14 protein-coding genes and 2 tRNA genes are annotated in these 17,640 nt (G+C 58.8%); 7 read left to right on the top strand and 9 right to left on the bottom strand.

From position 1 onward, the window contains the following. The first annotated feature begins 20 nt into the window (after positions 1-20). Complete coding sequence (locus ACW55A_RS03445) at positions 21-539, top strand: cupin domain-containing protein (protein ID WP_003430928.1); 519 nt, start codon at positions 21-23, stop codon at positions 537-539. Between the two features lie 32 nt (positions 540-571). On the opposite strand, the gene ACW55A_RS03440 is transcribed toward ACW55A_RS03445, so the two are convergent. The 5 genes from ACW55A_RS03440 to ACW55A_RS03420 all read right to left on the bottom strand — a co-directional run bounded on the left by ACW55A_RS03440 (position 572) and on the right by ACW55A_RS03420 (position 3,268). Then, the gene (locus tag ACW55A_RS03440) at positions 572-964 is read right to left on the bottom strand and encodes a VOC family protein (RefSeq protein ID WP_003368327.1); all 393 of its coding nucleotides are present in this window, start codon (positions 962-964) and stop codon (positions 572-574) included. A 56-nt stretch (positions 965-1,020) separates the two neighbouring features. After that, the gene (locus tag ACW55A_RS03435) at positions 1,021-2,211 is read right to left on the bottom strand and encodes a CaiB/BaiF CoA transferase family protein (protein WP_455809518.1); all 1,191 of its coding nucleotides are present in this window, start codon (positions 2,209-2,211) and stop codon (positions 1,021-1,023) included. Positions 2,212-2,336: 125 nt separating this feature from the next. Then, positions 2,337-2,732, bottom strand: coding sequence for a hypothetical protein (locus tag ACW55A_RS03430; protein WP_003368325.1), 396 nt, complete (start codon positions 2,730-2,732; stop codon positions 2,337-2,339). A 362-nt stretch (positions 2,733-3,094) separates the two neighbouring features. Continuing rightward, positions 3,095-3,171, bottom strand: a tRNA-Asp gene (locus ACW55A_RS03425). A gap of 21 nt (positions 3,172-3,192) precedes the next feature. Then, a tRNA-Val gene (locus ACW55A_RS03420) sits at positions 3,193-3,268 on the bottom strand. Between the two features lie 171 nt (positions 3,269-3,439). On the opposite strand from ACW55A_RS03420, the gene rdgC reads away from it, so the two are divergent. Next, the gene (rdgC, locus tag ACW55A_RS03415; RefSeq protein ID WP_003317427.1) at positions 3,440-4,360 is read left to right on the top strand and encodes a recombination-associated protein RdgC; all 921 of its coding nucleotides are present in this window, start codon (positions 3,440-3,442) and stop codon (positions 4,358-4,360) included. A 96-nt stretch (positions 4,361-4,456) separates the two neighbouring features. Then, positions 4,457-5,407: a bile acid:sodium symporter family protein gene (locus ACW55A_RS03410; protein ID WP_003368323.1), complete on the top strand. Its 951-nt coding sequence runs from the start codon at positions 4,457-4,459 to the stop codon at positions 5,405-5,407. Between the two features lie 214 nt (positions 5,408-5,621). On the opposite strand, the gene ACW55A_RS03405 is transcribed toward ACW55A_RS03410, so the two are convergent. After that, positions 5,622-7,496 (bottom strand): MFS transporter, encoded by a 1,875-nt coding sequence (locus ACW55A_RS03405; protein WP_003430909.1) that lies wholly within the window; start codon positions 7,494-7,496, stop codon positions 5,622-5,624. A 242-nt stretch (positions 7,497-7,738) separates the two neighbouring features. On the opposite strand from ACW55A_RS03405, the gene ACW55A_RS03400 reads away from it, so the two are divergent. Next, on the top strand, positions 7,739-11,215 hold the full coding sequence (locus ACW55A_RS03400) for a hybrid sensor histidine kinase/response regulator (protein ID WP_003430908.1): 3,477 nt from the start codon (positions 7,739-7,741) through the stop codon (positions 11,213-11,215). A 70-nt stretch (positions 11,216-11,285) separates the two neighbouring features. Here ACW55A_RS03400 and ACW55A_RS03395 read toward each other — a convergent pair whose 3' ends face one another. Together ACW55A_RS03395 and cysK are read right to left on the bottom strand one after the other, a co-directional pair. Beyond that, positions 11,286-12,224, bottom strand: coding sequence for an aspartyl/asparaginyl beta-hydroxylase domain-containing protein (locus ACW55A_RS03395; protein WP_044310477.1), 939 nt, complete (start codon positions 12,222-12,224; stop codon positions 11,286-11,288). Between the two features lie 175 nt (positions 12,225-12,399). Next, positions 12,400-13,374, bottom strand: a complete 975-nt coding sequence (cysK, locus tag ACW55A_RS03390; protein ID WP_054080789.1) for a cysteine synthase A — start codon at positions 13,372-13,374, stop codon at positions 12,400-12,402. A gap of 126 nt (positions 13,375-13,500) precedes the next feature. Between cysK and ACW55A_RS03385 the strand changes: the two genes are divergently transcribed. The 3 genes from ACW55A_RS03385 (at position 13,501) to ACW55A_RS03375 (ending at position 17,052) form a co-directional block, all read left to right on the top strand. Then, entirely contained in the window at positions 13,501-14,568 is a 1,068-nt protein-coding gene (locus tag ACW55A_RS03385) for a DUF748 domain-containing protein (protein WP_054080788.1), read from the top strand. Between the two features lie 420 nt (positions 14,569-14,988). Further along, the gene (locus ACW55A_RS03380; protein WP_003368308.1) at positions 14,989-15,834 is read left to right on the top strand and encodes an AAA family ATPase; all 846 of its coding nucleotides are present in this window, start codon (positions 14,989-14,991) and stop codon (positions 15,832-15,834) included. Between the two features lie 39 nt (positions 15,835-15,873). Then, complete coding sequence (locus ACW55A_RS03375) at positions 15,874-17,052, top strand: vWA domain-containing protein (RefSeq protein ID WP_003368305.1); 1,179 nt, start codon at positions 15,874-15,876, stop codon at positions 17,050-17,052. Between the two features lie 57 nt (positions 17,053-17,109). Here the strand turns inward: ACW55A_RS03375 and ACW55A_RS03370 are convergent, their stop codons facing one another. Next, a complete protein-coding gene (locus ACW55A_RS03370) occupies positions 17,110-17,634 on the bottom strand; it encodes a DUF2937 family protein (protein WP_455809522.1) in 525 nt (174 codons plus the stop codon). Positions 17,635-17,640 lie beyond the last annotated feature (6 nt).

Here is a 17,640-nt window from a genome sequence, read left to right as displayed (position 1 = left end):
TCGTGCTCAGGAACATTTTTATGCAACCGACCACTCGTTTTCGCTCAACGCGCTCGACAGCTCGCCAATTGGCAAGCCTGGCCTTGATCGCCACAGCAGCCCTGTTGCCGGTCAGCGCAGCCTATGCCGCCAAGAAGCCGCCGTTGGTTGTCACTGAGGGCATCAAGGCCTACCGCCTGTGCACAGGCCCCGACAATCTGTCACACGTCATCGAGGGTTCGATCGATCAAAAAGCCATGACCGATGTCAGCACCCTGCACTTCAAGGAAACCCCGGCTCACTCCACCTATGACTGGCATCCGGCACCCGAAGAGCAGTACGTGATCACCCTGTCCGGCACTCTGGAATTTTCCACCACCGGCGGCGAGAACTTTGTCCTGCACCCCGGAGAAGTGTTGCTGGCGCAGGACACCACCGGCCCTGGCCATCGCTGGAAACTTATCGACGACCAGCCGTGGCGACGCGCGTACATCATCACCAAGCCAGGTGACAAAGGCGCGTTCGTGCCGAAAGACGGAGCGCCTGCGAAGGGCTGCTGATGCAGTGATGCAGCCGCCCTCATAGAGTGCGATTAAATCGACACATCCGCCGCTGGCTCGGAAATTTCGATCAGGTTCAGATCCGGGTCACGCACATACACCGACCAGATCGGCCCGGTAGCACCGGTGCGCTCGACCGGGCCTTCGACGATCGGCCAGTCCTGCTCCTGCAGGTGCACAATCACCTGCTCCAGCGGGATGGTGGCGATGAAACACAGATCCAGCGCACCCGGTACTGGCAAATGAGCCTTGGGCTCGAACTCCTTGCCGCGTTCATGGACGTTGATTTTCTGATTGCCGAAGCGGAATGCCAGACGCCCCTGACGAAAGCGTTCAGGGGTCATACCCAGAACGCGTACGTAAAAGTCCTTGCAGGCGTCGATATCGGCAGTGGTCAGTACCAGGTGGTCCAGATGATCAATCACGGGATCAGCTCCGTTTGAAATAGAGTTCTTTTTTACGACAACGGCCACGTTTCGGATCAGATAATGCCGAGCCGACGCCATTCGGCACGTGTGGCAGCGTCTATACCATGCGCTTCAAGCACGGCATCGGTGTGTTGACCGAGTGTTGGCGCAGACGATGTTACCTGACCCGGCGTGGCTTGAAGTTTAGGCACAATCCCCGGAAGGGTGACGGGTGTTCCGTCGTCCAGCGTGCCCTGCAACAGCATGTCCCGCGCCTGATAATGCGGGTCACTGGCAATGTCGGCAGCGTCGTAAATCTTGCCTGCCGGAATGCGTGCTTCGTTGAGCGCCGCAAGGACTTCGTCCATCGAGCGTTCGGCGGTCCAGGTCGAAATGGCCGCATCGATGCGCGCAACGTGCCTGACCCGCCCGTCGTTATGCTGAAGTTCGGGGTCGCTGGCCAGGTCCATGCGGCCGATCTTTTCCATCAGGCGCCGGAAGATGCTGTCGCCATTACCCGCGATCAGCGCGTACTTGCCGTCATTGCAGCGGTAGGCATTGCTCGGAGCGATGCCAGGCAGACTGCTGCCAGCCGGCTCGCGGACAGTATCGAATACCGAATACTCGGGAATCAGACTTTCCATCATGTTGAACACTGACTCGTACAACGCGACATCTATCTGCTGCCCCTCGCCACCGTTCTGCTCGCGGTGACGAAGCGCCAGCAGAACGCCGATCACACCGTGCAGCGCAGACAGCGAATCGCCAATCGATACGCCGACACGTACTGGTGTGCGCCCTGCCTCACCGGACAGATGACGCAAACCGCCCATCGCCTCGCCGATCACGCCAAAACCCGGCCGGTTGCGATACGGGCCGGTCTGCCCGTAGCCAGAGACACGCAGCATGATCAGTTTTGGATTGAGGGCGTGCAGCGCTTCCCAGCTCAACCCCCAGCCTTCAAGTGTGCCGGGGCGGAAGTTCTCGACCAGTACATCGGCATCCCGGATCAGCCGCCGTACCATTTCCTGCGCCTGAGGCTGGCGCAGATCGAGGGTCACGGACTGTTTGTTGCGGGACTGCACCGCCCACCAGACGGACGTGCCGTTATGCAGCAAACGCCATTTGCGCAGGGGGTCCCCGGTCAGCGGCGGCTCGACCTTGATGACCTCGGCACCGAACTCGGCGAGGATCTTCGCCGCGAACGGCCCGGCAATGAGCTGACCCAGCTCCACCACCTTGATGCCCTGAAGAGGCAGGCTCATGACACGTCCTTTCTTGTTGGGAGGTGGAGGAATGATCTGCGCAAATGCGCTGGATGGAAAGCCGGACGGTGCGCTGCCAGATCGGACCGCCGTAAAAAACCCCGCACCAGGCGGGGTTCATTGAATCAATTACTGCAGGCCAACTGGAAACTCATCGAGGCATCACCCGAGGCTCCCCGTTTGCCGACCATAAGCCCCAATACATTGACCTGCTCTGTTGTTGCAGCGCCGCCCAACTTGGCGTGCCCGTAGAACAGCCGCTCATGATCACTGGTATCGATGGAAGATACCGAGCAAAAACCTGGAGACTTTTCAAACTGCCCTTCCTTGAAGAGCACTTTATAAGTCGCGAAGTAGTCTTTCTGACTGCTGTAACTTACAGACTTGATCCACGGCGACGACTGAGCAACGACATTGCCGTGCTGGTCGATGGTTGCGGTGTGCAGTGCTGGCGTGGCCAGCGCGCCCGCAGAGAGGATCAAGGCTGTGGTGCCTGCAAGCAGTTTAAAACGATTTTTCATAGTTATCCCTTAACTCACTACCGTATCAGACCGCCTCGATTCGGCGGTCGGCTTGGATTAATTATTCTGGGTAATCAAGAGCACTCCTGATGCCTGAATACCCGATCAACCCATGCAGCTAATACCAGCAAAGAGGATAAATCAAGCGTTCACCGGAGCTAACTAACAAGCCTGGTTTTAACTTCAATATTTAAGGAAATTACTTACATTCGCGAAGAGTAATTCTTACAGAACTTCAATAGAACTGCCGCAGGGGCATTGCACGAGGAGGGTTGGGATTTCCAGACGACAAAAAGCAAAAAGCCCGCACTAGGCGGGCTTTCTGTTTGCTTCAAGGAGTTCAAGGGCCTTGAAGCGCAATATGGCGCAGCGGACGGGACTCGAACCCGCGACCCCCGGCGTGACAGGCCGGTATTCTAACCGACTGAACTACCGCTGCGCGTAACACTAAAAGCGAGTTTGGTGGGTGATGACGGGATCGAACCGCCGACCCGCTGCTTGTAAGGCAGCTGCTCTCCCAGCTGAGCTAATCACCCTTCACTCTCGGTGTGGCGCGCATTCTACGGAGCGATCTGTACTCTGGCAAGCACTTTTTCAAATAATTTTTATAATCCTTCCAAAGGCTTACAAACGCTCTGTACAGGGTTGGCCCCAGCGGCTGAGGAGCGAATAATGCCCGCCTTTGTATAGAAAGAGAGATTCACCTCATGTGGTTCAAAAACCTGCTTGTCTATCGCCTGACCCAGGACGTGCCTTTTGATGCCGAAGCGCTGGAGACAGCACTGGCGACCAAGCCGGCGCGCGCCTGCGCCAGCCAGGAGGTAGCCACCTATGGTTTCGTCGCTCCTTTCGGCAAGGGCGAAGACGCTCCATTGGTACACATCAGTCAGGACTTCATGCTGATCGCCGCACGCAAGGAAGAACGCATTCTGCCGGGCAGCGTCGTGCGTGACGCGCTCAAGGAAAAGGTCGACGAGATCGAAGCCGAGCAGATGCGCAAGGTCTACAAGAAGGAACGTGATCAGCTCAAGGATGAAATCATCCAGGCGTTCCTGCCGCGCGCCTTTATCCGCCGCTCCGCCACCTTCGCCGCCATCGCGCCGAAACAGGGCCTGATCCTGGTCAATGCCTCCAGCCCGAAACGCGCCGAAGACCTGTTGTCCACCCTGCGCGAAGTCATCGGCTCGCTGCCGGTACGTCCGCTGACGGTCAAGGTTTCACCGAGTGCGACCATGACCGACTGGGTCAAGACCCAGAAAGCAGCCGACAACTTCTTCGTGCTGGACGAGTGCGAGCTGCGCGACACCCATGAAGATGGCGGTATCGTGCGCTGCAAGCGTCAGGACCTGACCGGCGACGAAATCCAGCTGCACCTGAGCACAGGCAAGGTCGTGACCCAGCTGTCGCTGGCCTGGCAGGACAAATTGTCGTTCGTGCTGGACGATAAACTGGTGGTCAAGCGTCTGAAGTTCGAGGACCTGCTGCAGGATCAGGCCGAACAGGACGGTGGTGACGAAGCGTTGGGGCAACTGGACGCCAGCTTCACGCTGATGATGCTGACCTTCGGCGAGTTCCTGCCGGAGCTGTTCGAGGCACTGGGCGGCGAAGAGATTCCGCAAGGCATCTGATACGCGCTTTTGCAACATTGCCGCTCGAAACACCGCGCCGTCTCGTCAGACGGCGCATTCATTTCATCCCGGTTATTCAACAAGAAGGAGCAGGCCATGCGTGCGTTGGCAGCCTTGAGTCGTTTTGTCGGCAACACGTTTGCCTACTGGGTTTTGTTGTTCGCCATTCTGGCATTTCTGTTTCCGCAGGTTTTCATCGGCCTGAAAAGCTGGATCGTGCCGCTGCTGGGGCTGGTCATGTTCGGCATGGGCCTGACCCTGAAACTTGACGACTTCTCCGAAGTGGCGCGTAACCCGTGGCGAGTGGCGCTGGGTGTGATCGCGCACTTTGTAATCATGCCCGGTGTAGCCTGGTTGCTGTGCCAGGTGTTTCAACTGCCGCCGGAGATCGCCGTGGGCGTGATTCTGGTCGGTTGCTGCCCGAGCGGCACTTCATCCAACGTCATGGCCTGGCTGGCAAAGGGTGATCTGGCGCTGGCGGTGGCAATCGCTGCGGTCACTACCCTGCTCGCCCCGCTGCTGACCCCGACCCTGATCTGGTTCCTCGCTTCGGCGTGGCTGCCGGTGTCTTTCCTCGATATGTTCTGGTCGATCCTGCAACTGGTCATGCTGCCGATTGTGCTCGGTGTGGTTGCACAGCGCCTGTTGGGTGCGCGGGTCAGCTATGCCGTGGACGTGCTGCCGCTGGTCTCGGTGGTCAGTATTGTGATGATTGTCTGCGCCGTAGTCGCCGCCAGCCAGGCGAAAATCGCTGAATCCGGCCTGCTGATCATGGCAGTGGTGATTTTGCACAACACGTTCGGTTTTCTGTTGGGTTATTTCACTGGCAAGGTTTTCAAGCTGCCATTGGCGCAACGCAAGTCGCTGGCGTTGGAGGTCGGTATGCAGAACTCGGGGCTGGGCGCTGCGCTGGCGAGTGCTCATTTCTCGCCGCTGGCGGCGGTGCCAAGTGCGCTGTTCAGTGTCTGGCACAATATTTCCGGGGCGTTGCTGTCGACGTATTTCAGGAAGATGCCGGAGGAAGAGAATACGTCCAGGCCGCAGTGACGCTTTGCTTCATACAGCTGTTCTGTGACATCAGGCGGATTGGGGTTCAGGCTCGACTAGCGTTCCCACGCTCCGCGTGGGAATGCCGTTCGTGACGCTCCGCGTCACACGGCGGTTCTGTGACATCAGGTGGATGTGGGTTCCGGCTCAGGTCACCTTTGGCTATCGTGCCAACGCGAAGTGGTTGGCACGTCAGTCGTACGGAGCGCCGACGCTACTGCACTTTCCCTCTCAGTGCTTTCACTTCTTCGCGCACGTCCACGGGGGTTGCCACGTCTGCTGCAATGGGCGAGCCGGCAACCAGCACGACGCGAGACCACAGGCGGCGAAACAGGGTCTTGCTCGGGTCGCGGCTGAAGAAGCTTCCCCACAGGCCTTGCAGTGCCAGTGGAATGACCGGCACCGGGGTTTCCTGAATGATGCGGCTCATGCCGTTCTTGAAGCCGTTGATTTCGCCGTCGGTGGTCAGTTTGCCTTCCGGGAAGATGCACACCAGTTCGCCTTCTGCGAGGTACTGGGCGATGCGTTTGAACGATTTCTCGTAGATGTCCATGTCTTCGTTACGCCCGGCAATGGGAATGGTCCCTGCAGTGCGAAAGATGAAGTTAAGCACGGGCAGTTGGTAGATCTTGTAGTACATGACAAAGCGGATCGGGCGCCTCACTGCGCCGGCAATCAGCAATGCATCGACAAAGGACACATGGTTGCAGACCAGCAGCGCCGCGCCTTCGTCAGGGATACGGTCCAGATTGCGGTGTTCGACGCGGTACATGGAATGGCCAAGCAGCCAGATCATGAAGCGCATGGTGAACTCGGGGACGATCTTGAAGATGTAGATATTGACCGCGATGTTCATCACCGATACGGCCAGAAACAGCTGCGGGATCGACAGTTTGGCAACGCTCAGCAGCAGGATCGAGACAATCGCCGAGACCACCATGAACAGCGCGTTGAGGATGTTGTTGGCGGCGATGACGCGCGAGCGCTCTTTCACCGGCGTGCGCGACTGGATCAAGGCGTACAGCGGCACGATGTAAAAGCCGCCGAAGATGCCGATACCGAGAATGTCGAACAGCACCAGCCAGCCCTGCCCGGAAGACAGCACCGCCAGCCAGTCGTTGGCCTGCACGTTCTGCGGGAAACCGCCCGAATGCCACCACAGCAGCAGGCCGAAAATCGTCAGGCCCATCGAGCCGAACGGCACCAGCCCGATCTCGACCTTATGCCCGGACAAGCGCTCGCAGAGCAGCGAGCCCAGCGCGATGCCGATGGAGAACACGGTCAGAATCAGGGTAACGACCGTTTCGTCGCCGTACATCCATTCCTTGGCATAGGCCGGGATCTGCGTCAGGTAGATCGCCCCCACGAACCAGAACCACGAGTTGCCGACAATCGAGCGCGAAACCGCAGGCGTTTGCCCCAGCCCCATGCGCAAGGTCGCCCATGACTGGGTGAAGATGTTCCAGTTGAGCTTCATCTCCGGCGAGGCGGCATCGGCGCGCGGTATACCGAAGCTGGCCAGGAACCCCAGGCAGGCGACCAGCACGATGGCAGCCGCCACCACCCAGGCATAGTGCGAAGAAGACATCATCACACCCGCGCTGATGGTGCCGGCCAGAATCGCCAGAAAGGTGCCCATCTCGACCAGCGCGTTGCCGCCGACCAGTTCGCTCTCGCGCAGGTGCTGGGGCAGGATCGAATACTTGACCGGTCCGAACAGCGCCGAATGCGTGCCCATGGCGAACAGCGCGGCGAGCATCAACTCCAGATGATTGAACAGAAAACCTGCGGCACCGACCGCCATGATGACGATCTCACCGAACTTGATGATCCGGATCAACTGGTCCTTGGGGTACTTCTCACCGAACTGCCCGGCCAGCGCCGAGAACAGAAAGAACGGCAGGATGAACAGCAAAGCGCACAGATTGACGTAGATCGAACGATCCCCGTCGATGCTCAACTTGTAAAGGATGGCAAGGATCAATGACTGCTTGAAGATATTGTCATTGAACGCCCCAAGGGACTGCGTAATGAAAAACGGCAGGAAACGGCGTTTCCCGAGCAGGCTGAATTGTGACTGTTGGCTCATCGTCCGTGGTCCTGAGAGGCTGGGGTGAACTGACGCAGCGGCCAATCCGAGGCACATTGAAGACGTAACGCTGACGAATGTCGATAGGACATTTCTTTTTACAAAACCTGTGTCGCTTTTTTTATCACCTCGGGCTTGGTCGGGGCAGCTGCGACACCGCGCCACGCTCGACCTTGGTCGACAAAGACGAAGCGCAGCCATCGTGCGAGACTGCGCGTTATCGATACGGTGTGGAATTTGATATGTCGCTGTCCAGCGGGCTGATTGCGGCCGTTGCCTTGTCCTATATGGCCATCATGTTTGCTATCGCCTTTTACGGCGACCGCTACAGCGCGTCGCTGCGCCCGACCATGCGCGCCTGGGTCTACAGCCTGTCGCTGGCGGTCTACTGCACCAGCTGGACGTTTTTCGGCGCAGTGGGTCAGGCCGCCGAGCAGTTGTGGTCGTTCCTGCCGATCTACCTGGGGCCCATCGTGCTGATGGTACTGGCACCCTGGGTGCTGCAAAAAATGGTGCTGATCAGCAAACAGGAAAACATCACTTCGATCGCCGACTTCATCGCGGCGCGCTATGGCAAATCCCAATCCCTAGCAGTCATGGTGGCGCTGATTTGCCTGATCGGCATGCTGCCGTACATCGCGCTGCAGCTCAAAGGCATCGTGCTGGGGGTGAATATCCTGATCGGTGCCGTGGCCGATTCCACCGGTATTCGTGCTCAGGACACCGCGCTGGTGGTGTCGCTGATTCTCGCGCTGTTCACCATCGTCTTCGGTGCGCGCAATCTGGATGTCACCGAACACCATCGCGGCATGGTGCTGGCCATTGCTTTCGAGGCGCTGGTCAAGCTGTTCGCCTTCATGGCAGTCGGTGTGTTCGTCACGTTCGGCCTGTACGACGGATTCGACGACCTGTTCAATCAGGCCAAACTGGCGCCACGCCTCGAGGAATACTGGAAAGACACGATCAACTGGCCGTCGATGTTCGTGCAGACCGGCGTGGCGATGATGGCGATTGTCTGCCTGCCCCGTCAGTTCCACGTGACGGTGGTCGAGAACATCGAGCCTCAGGACCTGAATCTCGCCAAATGGGTGTTCCCGGCCTATCTGGCGCTGGCTGCGCTGTTCGTGGTGCCGATTGCGCTGGCCGGACAAATGCTCCTCCCCGGCTCCATGCTGCCCGACTCGTTCGTGATCAGCCTGCCGCTGGCGCACGCTCACCCGTCGCTGGCGCTGCTGGCCTTCATCGGCGGAGCATCGGCAGCAACCGGCATGGTGATCGTCGCCTGCGTGGCGCTGTCGACGATGATTTCCAACGACATGCTGCTGCCGTGGCTGTTGAGACGCAAAAACACCGAGCGGCCGTTCGAGGCGTTTCGTCACTGGATGCTTTCTGTAAGACGCATCAGCATCGTGATGATTCTCCTGCTGGCCTACGTCAGCTACCGGATGCTGGGGTCGACGGCCAGTCTGGCAACCATCGGCCAGATCGCCTTTGCCGCGATCACCCAGCTGGCGCCCGCGATGTTCGGTGCCTTGTACTGGAAGCAGGCCAATCGGCGTGGCGTATTTGCAGGGCTGGCGGCCGGTATCTTTATCTGGTTCTACACCCTCGTGCTGCCGGTGGCGGCGCATGGCATGGGCTGGTCGCTGAGCACTTTCCCACTGCTCTCCTGGCTGCACAGCAACCCGTTCGACCTGCCTATCTCGCCGATGACCCAGGGCGTGGTGCTGTCGATGGCCGGCAACTGTACGTTGTTCGCCTGGGTGTCGATGTTGTCGCGCACGCGAGTAGCCGAGCACTGGCAGGCGGGTCGTTTCATCGGCCAGGAAACCCAGGGACGCGACTTCAGCCGCCCCCTGCTCGCGGTGCAGATCGAGGACCTGCTGAGCCTGTCGGCACGCTTCGTTGGTGAGGACCGCGCGCGACAGAGTTTCATCCGCTTCGCCCACAGGCAGGGCAAGGGTTTCAACCCCGGCCTGAATGCCGATGGTGAATGGATCGCGCATACCGAGCGGCTGCTGGCCGGCGTGCTCGGCACCTCTTCGACCCGCGCCGTGGTCAAGGCCGCTATCGAAGGTCGCGACATGCAGTTGGAAGACGTTGTACGCATCGCCGACGAAGCCTCCGAAGTTCTGCAGTTCAACCGCGCGCTGCTGCAGGGTGCCATCGAAAACATTACCCAGGGCATCAGCGTGGTGGACCAGTCCTTGCGGCTGGTGGCCTGGAATCGTCGTTACCTTGAGCTGTTCAACTACCCCGAAGGCCTGATCGGCGTTGGCCGGCCGATTGCCGACATCATCCGTTACAACGCCGAGCGCGGACTCTGCGGACCGGGCGAGGCAGAGGTTCACGTTGCGCGGCGTCTGCACTGGATGCGCCAGGGCCGCGCTCATACCTCGGAGCGGTTGTTTCCCAATGGCCAGGTGATCGAACTGATTGGCAACCCGATGCCGGGCGGCGGATTCGTCATGAGTTTTACCGACATCACCGAGTTCCGCGCCGCCGAACACGCCCTCAAAGGCGTCAATGAAAGCCTTGAGCAGCGGGTAGCCGCACGTACCCACGAATTGTCCCAGCTCAACCAGGCGCTGACCGACGCCAAGGGCACCGCTGAAGCCGCCAACGAATCGAAAACCCGCTTCCTGGCCGCGGTGAGTCATGACCTGATGCAGCCGTTGAACGCTGCACGGCTGTTCTCCGCTGCGCTGTCACATCAGCAGGAGGGGATTTCCAGCGAAGCCCAGCAATTGGTTCGGCACCTGGACAGCTCGTTGCGCTCTGCCGAAGACCTGATCAGCGACCTGCTGGATATTTCCCGAATCGAAAACGGCAAGATCACCCCGGATCGTCAGCCGTTTCCGCTCAGCGCACTGTTTGACACCCTGGGTGCCGAATTCAAGGCGCTGGCCCAGGAACAGGGTCTGAGCTTTCGTGTGAGGGGCAGTTCACTGCGCGTCGACAGTGATATCAAACTGTTGCGCCGGGTGCTGCAGAACTTTTTGACCAACGCTTTCCGCTATGCCAAAGGCCCTATTCTGCTGGGTGTCAGGCGCTACGGTGACAGCCTGAGCCTGGAAGTCTGGGACCGGGGGCCGGGCATTCCCGAAGATAAACGCAAGGTAATCTTCGAAGAATTCAAACGCCTCGACAGCCACAAGACTCACGCGGCCAAGGGGCTGGGTCTGGGGCTGGCGATTGCCGATGGTTTGTGCCGCATTCTCGAGCATCCTTTGCAGGTGCGCTCATGGACCGGCAAAGGCAGCGTGTTCAGCGTCCGGGTACCGCTGGCCGCGCCTCAGGCGGCAGTCCCCGCAACACTGCCCGATGTCAGCCGCCCCGCGCTGAACGGCACACAGGTGCTGTGTGTCGACAACGAGGACAGCATCCTGATCGGTATGCACAGTCTGCTGTCACGCTGGGGCTGTCAGGTCTGGACCGCACGCAATCGCCAGGAATGCGAGGCGCTGTTGAACAATGGCATCCGGCCGCAGATTGCTCTGGTGGATTACCACCTGGATGAGGGCGAAACCGGTACTGAACTCATGGCCTGGCTGCGCACCCGACTGGGTCAACCGGTACCGGGCGTGCTTATCAGTGCCGATGGGCGTGCGGAGTTGATCGCTCAGGTGCACGCGGCGGGGCTCGATTACCTGCCCAAGCCGGTCAAGCCTGCAGCGCTGCGCGCGCTGTTGAGCCGTCATGTGAGCCTGGACGGGTAACGGAATGCCGGTTGTTCGCAGAGGCTGCGAACAACCGGATCAGAGGGGGAATAACCGGAAAGACTGTCGCTTAACCGAACAACCAGTAGCCCAGCAGCGTCAGTACCACGACTGCCAGAACAGGGCGCAGTACGCGGTAAGCCTTGGGGTTGGCGCGCTTGAACTGCTTGACCTTGCCACTGAAACCATCGCTGAAACGCTTGCTGAATGCATACGCCTGATTGATTCCGCCGACGCGCTCGTCGTCAAGGTTCTGCGGAGCGGTGGCGCGGCCCAGAAACGCGCTGACGCTGCGGTTCATACGGGTCATGAAGCGGTTGGTCAACGGACGCTCGACATCACAGAACAGAATTACACGGGTCTGGTCGGTCTCGTTCTTGACCCAGTGAACGTAGGTCTCATCGAACATGACGTCCTGACCGTCACGCCAGGCGTATTCCTTGCCATCGACGAAGATCCGGCAGTCATCGGAGTTGGGTGTCGACAGGCCCAGGTGATAACGCAGCGAGCCGGCGAACGGATCGCGGTGCGGATTGAGGTGACTGCCACCCGGCAGCAGCGCGAACATCGCGCCCTTGACGTTGGGAATGCTGTTGACCAGTTCAACGGTTTTCGGGCACAGCGCCTCGGCAGACGGCAGGGCCTTGTCGTACCACTTCAGGTAAAAGCGCTTCCAGCCCTTCTTGAAGAACGAGCCAAAACCGGCGTCGTTGTTTTTCTCCGCTGCACGAATATAGCCTTCGTCGAATAGGTGCATGGCTTCGTCGCGAATGGTTTCCCAGTTGTCCTTGAGGATGTCCAGCTCAGGGAATTTGCTGCGGTCCAGATAGGGCTCGGACGGGACGCGGGAAAACAGGTACATCAGTGCGTTGTACGGTGCGAACAATGCCGAATGGTTGACGAACTGCCGCAACAGAGGCAGTCGGGCCCGACCGCGCAAATGAACGTACAGCGTGCTGCCCAGAAACAGCATCAGGATCGATGCCTTGGCAACAAATGAAAGGGTCATGAAGCTCTCCTTGAAGCGGGCAGATAACGCCAAACGTCACGCGGGCAGTGCTGATGCATGATTCTGAATAATGACTGGAGCGCCGGGCGGACAGCGCTGATCGTCCGGCGAGTCGTAAGCTGGCCATCATAAACCCTTGCGTTGCCCGCATGAAGTACGCACTTGCGAAGATGTGTTACTGGGAAAGCTCCTGATCGGTAAACAGATCGCTGAACAGCATGCTCGACAGGTAACGTTCGCCGGAGTCCGGCAGGACCACCACGATCGTCTTGCCCTGCATCTCCGGTTTTTCAGCCAGACGAACGGCGGCCGCCATCGCCGCGCCGCAGGAAATACCACAGAGAATGCCCTCCTCCTGCATCAGACGCCGGGCCATGGCCTTGGACTCTTCATCGGTGACACGCTCTACCCGGTCGACAATCGACAGGTCGAGGTTTTTCGGGATGAAGCCGGCGCCAATGCCCTGAATCTTGTGTGAGCTGGGGGTGATCGTTTCACCGGCCATCGCCTGGGTGATAATCGGCGAACCGTCCGGCTCGACTGCGACCGACAGGATCGGCTTGCCTTCGGTGTGCTTGATATACCGGGAGATACCGGTGATAGTCCCGCCAGTCCCTACGCCTGCTACCAGGACGTCGATGGCACCGTCGGTGTCTGCCCAGATTTCCGGGCCGGTGGTTTTTTCATGGATGGCCGGGTTGGCCGGGTTCTCGAATTGCGCCGGCATGAAATATTTCTCGGGGTTGTCTGCCAGCAGTTCTTCGGCCTTGGCAATCGCACCTTTCATCCCCTTGGCCGCTTCGGTCAGCACCAGTTCTGCGCCCAGTGCCTTGAGTACCTTGCGACGTTCTATGCTCATGGAAGCGGGCATGGTGAGCATCAGTTTGTAGCCACGGGCAGCGGCAACGAAGGCCAGACCTATGCCGGTGTTGCCCGAGGTCGGTTCGACGATGGTCATGCCCGGCTTGAGCCTGCCGCTGCTTTCGGCGTCCCAGATCATATTGGCGCCGATACGGCATTTAACGGAATAACCCGGATTACGCCCTTCAATCTTGGCCAGAATGGTGACACCGCGCGGCGCGATACGGTTGATCTGCACCAACGGCGTATTACCGATGGAATGGGCGTTATCAGCGTAGATACGGCTCATGAGGGTGTCCTTGTGCACATCGGTTAAAGACCCAAAGCCTATGCCGCCAACTGTGGGGCGTCCAGTCTGACCGAACGGATGACGGCGCGAGCAGTCAATCCTTCATTGAAACAGGAGACTCATGTCATGAAACGTCGCTACAGCTGGCCGCTATGGACCCTGGCCGCTCTGGTAGTCCTGCTGATCGCTGTCAATATCGCCCTGCCGTATCTGGTGCGTGACTATCTGAACGACAAACTGGCCGACATGGGTGACTACCGGGGCGAGATCACCGATGTGGACCTGGCACTGTGGCGAGGGGCGTACCGGATCAAGGGGCTGAAGATCGTCAAGACCGACGGCAAGGTCCCGGTGCCCTTTTTCGACGCACCGATGATCGAACTGGCTGTCAGCTGGCATTCACTCTGGTATGACCATGCAGTGGTCGCGAAAGCACTCTTCACCGGCCCGCAGATCAATTTCGTGGACGGCGGCAGCAAGCAGGACTCGCAGACCGGTCAGGGCACCGACTGGCGTACCCAGATGGACAAGCTGCTGCCCATCACCCTCAACGAATTGCGCATCGATAACGGGCGCATCACCTTCAATAACTTCAACTCCACGCCCAAAGTAAAAATCGAGGCGGATCAGGTCAATGCCAGCATCTATAACCTGACCAACGTGGTCGACGTGGAAGGCAATCGAGATGCCGAGTTCAAGGGCAAGGCACGTCTGCTGGGCCATGCCGATCTGGAGAGCTCAGCCAGATTCGATCCGTTCAGCAACTTTGAAGACTTCGACTTCAAACTGCGCGCCACCGGCATCCAGCTCAAGAAACTCAACGATTTCTCGTCGGCCTACGGCAAGTTCGATTTCAACGCCGGCGATGGCGATGTGGTGATTGAAGCGCAGGCCGACAAAGGCCAGCTCAAGGGCTACATAAAGCCGCTGCTGCGCAACGTGGACGTGTTCAACTGGCAGCAGGATGTCGAAAACAAGGACAAGGGTGTTTTCCGCTCGATCTGGGAAGCGCTGGTCGGAACCAGCGAAACCGTGTTGAAAAACCAGCGGGAAAACCAGTTCGCCACACGCGTCGACCTCAGCGGCAGCGTTCATCAGCAGGACATCAGCGGCTTCCAGGCGTTTCTGCAGATCCTGCGCAATGCTTTCGTGCAGGCATTCAATGCGCGTTATGAGAGCAGCAAGGGGTCTTAGCGGTTTTTTCAGGCGCGCCAACGATGAAAAAGCGTACGTTTTCATCAGGGGCAGCGTTAACTTAACTGTCGGAAAACAAAGTATCCGCGCCTATCTGGATGTCCAGTTCAGGCCATTCGACGCTCCAGCCATGGTCGCCCAACTGTGCCTGGGAAGGCCTGCACATCGGAGCTCATGTCGAAGGTGTGTTGCTGATCATCTATCAACGTCAACGCCAGCCGGTGGCCGGCCAATACTTGAACATCCTTAAAGCAGCGTTACAATTTCGACCCGGTCACTGCGTGACGCCCCATTCAAGAACTGAATGAGGCGTCTTCGTTCACAGCCATCGGGCCGCCACGTTATAGTCAGGGCATTGCTTGCCCTATTACGGCGCGCGTGCCGACCGGTTACGCGCACCCACGCGAAAAGGATGGATCAATGAAGTTCGAAGGTACGCCGGCCTACGTTGCCACTGACGATCTCAAGCTGGCGGTCAACGCGGCCATCACGCTGGAGCGTCCACTGTTGGTCAAGGGCGAGCCCGGCACCGGCAAGACCATGCTCGCCGAACAACTGGCCGAGTCCTTCGGCGCGAAACTGATTACCTGGCATATCAAGTCCACGACCAAGGCCCATCAAGGCCTGTACGAGTACGATGCGGTGAGCCGTCTGCGCGATTCGCAACTGGGCGTCGACAAGGTCCACGACGTACGCAATTACCTGAAGAAGGGCAAGCTCTGGGAGGCCTTCGAGTCTGACGAGCGGGCGATTTTGCTGATCGACGAGATCGACAAGGCCGATATCGAATTCCCCAACGACCTGTTGCAGGAACTCGACAAGATGGAGTTCTACGTTTACGAGACGAATGAAACCATCAAAGCCAGGCATCGACCGATCATCATCATTACCTCCAACAACGAGAAGGAGCTGCCGGATGCCTTTCTGCGTCGCTGCTTCTTCCACTACATCGCCTTCCCGGATCGGGCCACGCTGCAACGCATCGTCGATGTGCATTACCCGGACATCAAGAAAGACCTGGTGAGCGAAGCGCTGGACGTATTCTTTGACGTGCGCAAGGTGCCGGGGCTGAAGAAGAAGCCCTCCACCTCCGAGCTGGTCGACTGGCTGAAGCTGCTGATGGCCGACAACATCGGTGAAGCCGTGCTGCGCGAACGCGACCCGACCAAGGCGATTCCGCCATTGGCCGGCGCGCTGGTCAAGAACGAGCAGGACGTGCATCTGCTGGAACGTCTGGCGTTCATGAGCCGTCGCGGCAATCGCTGATCGTGTCTATCCAACCTGCCATGTAAAAGGGCGACAGCCATGCTGCTCAACCTGTTCAACGAAATGCGCGCGGCCAAGGTGCCGGTGTCTCTGCGTGAACTGCTGGACCTGATCAATGCGCTGAAACAGCGGGTCGTGTTCGCCGACATCGATGAGTTCTACTTCCTGGCGCGCACGATTCTGGTCAAGGACGAGCGCCATTTCGACAAGTTCGACCGGGCCTTCGGTGCGTATTTCAACGGCCTGGAAAACCTCGACGAGCATTTGCAGGCGCTGATCCCGGAAGACTGGCTGCGCAAAGAGTTCGAGCGTTCGCTGACGGACGAGGAACGCGCGCAGATTCAATCGCTGGGCGGCCTCGACAAGCTGATCGAAGAGTTCAAGAAACGCCTGGAAGAACAGAAGGAACGCCATGCCGGTGGCAACAAATGGATCGGCACCGGTGGCACCAGCCCGTTCGGCTCGGGCGGCTACAACCCGGAAGGCATCCGCGTCGGCGATGCAGGCGAGCGCAAAGGCAAGGCCGTCAAAGTCTGGGACCAGCGCGAATATAAAAACCTGGACGATCAGGTTGAGCTGGGGACGCGCAATATCAAGGTGGCCCTGCGTCGCCTGCGCAAGTTCGCTCGTCAGGGCGCTGCGGATGAACTGGACATCGACAGCACCATCGATCACACCGCACGCGATGCGGGCCTGCTGAACATTCAGATGCGTCCGGAGCGGCGCAACACCATCAAGTTATTGCTGCTGTTCGACATCGGTGGCTCGATGGATTCACACATCAAGGTCTGTGAAGAGCTGTTCTCCGCATGCAAGACCGAGTTCAAGCACATGGAGTATTTCTACTTCCATAACTTTATTTACGAATCGGTGTGGAAGAACAACCAGCGCAGAAACTCGGAGCGGACCGCCACCCAGGACCTGCTGCACAAGTATGGCGAGGACTACAAAGTGATTTTCATCGGCGACGCCTCGATGGCGCCCTATGAAATCACCCAGCCCGGCGGCAGCGTCGAACACTGGAATGAAGAGCCAGGCTATGTGTGGATGCAGCGCTTCATGGCCAAATTCAAGAAGATCATCTGGATCAATCCCTATCCGAAAGATGCCTGGGACTACACCACCTCGACGCATGTTGTGCGTGATTTGATCGAGGGTCAGATGTATCCGCTGACCCTTAGCGGTCTGGAAGAAGGCATGCGCTACCTGGCGAAGTGAAGGCGGCGGGCGCGCGACCATAGCGACGCCCGCTCTGCTTGTCACAACGGCCTGCAGTCAACTCCTGTGGCGTTCGAACTGCGGCTTGCGTCGTCCGCCGTGGATCACCCAGCCGAGCAACAGCACGAAGCTTTCGATCACCAGCGCCAGCAGCAATGCACTGATAATGCCCCAGGCAATGACCTCGGGGGCCAGCAGAACCTGCCACGTATAACCGTTGAAGGTTTCGCGACGGATATCCGGATCGGAAGAAGTGGCCACGAACAAGGCTCTGGAATACCAAGGCCCCTGAAGCCCGAGCCACTGACGCTCAAGGATGTGGGTGCGGTTCATCAGGGTGTCGATAGTGTCCGCATCGCTGCGAAAAACCGGGTCCTCACTGCTGCGATAATGCTGGATCAGCGCCTGAATATCGCCCTTGAAGAACTGCTGCGCGGTGGCGGTATAGCCCTTGACGGATTGCTGCGCCTCGATCAGATGCGCTTCGACACGCTTGCTGTAGTCACTGATGAAACCGGGAATCTGTACCCCGAACAGCAGGCCCATGGTGAACAGGACCAATCGCAGATAACTTCGCAGCATCAATAT

Source organism: Plantibacter cousiniae (nom. nud.) (assembly GCF_977070315.1).
This window is presented reverse-complemented; position numbering and strand designations above follow the sequence as displayed.

Coding starts and splice junctions, on each gene's coding strand:
- rdgC (WP_003317427.1), top strand. CDS start 3,440: ATGTGGTTCAAAAACCTGCTTGTCTATCGCCTGACCCAGGACGTGCCT.
- ACW55A_RS03385 (WP_054080788.1), top strand. CDS start 13,501: ATGAAACGTCGCTACAGCTGGCCGCTATGGACCCTGGCCGCTCTGGTA.
- ACW55A_RS03445 (WP_003430928.1), top strand. CDS start 21: ATGCAACCGACCACTCGTTTTCGCTCAACGCGCTCGACAGCTCGCCAA.
- ACW55A_RS03410 (WP_003368323.1), top strand. CDS start 4,457: ATGCGTGCGTTGGCAGCCTTGAGTCGTTTTGTCGGCAACACGTTTGCC.
- ACW55A_RS03395 (WP_044310477.1), bottom strand. CDS start 12,224: ATGACCCTTTCATTTGTTGCCAAGGCATCGATCCTGATGCTGTTTCTG.
- ACW55A_RS03370 (WP_455809522.1), bottom strand. CDS start 17,634: ATGCTGCGAAGTTATCTGCGATTGGTCCTGTTCACCATGGGCCTGCTG.
- ACW55A_RS03400 (WP_003430908.1), top strand. CDS start 7,739: ATGTCGCTGTCCAGCGGGCTGATTGCGGCCGTTGCCTTGTCCTATATG.
- ACW55A_RS03405 (WP_003430909.1), bottom strand. CDS start 7,496: ATGAGCCAACAGTCACAATTCAGCCTGCTCGGGAAACGCCGTTTCCTG.
- ACW55A_RS03375 (WP_003368305.1), top strand. CDS start 15,874: ATGCTGCTCAACCTGTTCAACGAAATGCGCGCGGCCAAGGTGCCGGTG.
- ACW55A_RS03435 (WP_455809518.1), bottom strand. CDS start 2,211: ATGAGCCTGCCTCTTCAGGGCATCAAGGTGGTGGAGCTGGGTCAGCTC.
- cysK (WP_054080789.1), bottom strand. CDS start 13,374: ATGAGCCGTATCTACGCTGATAACGCCCATTCCATCGGTAATACGCCG.
- ACW55A_RS03430 (WP_003368325.1), bottom strand. CDS start 2,732: ATGAAAAATCGTTTTAAACTGCTTGCAGGCACCACAGCCTTGATCCTC.
- ACW55A_RS03380 (WP_003368308.1), top strand. CDS start 14,989: ATGAAGTTCGAAGGTACGCCGGCCTACGTTGCCACTGACGATCTCAAG.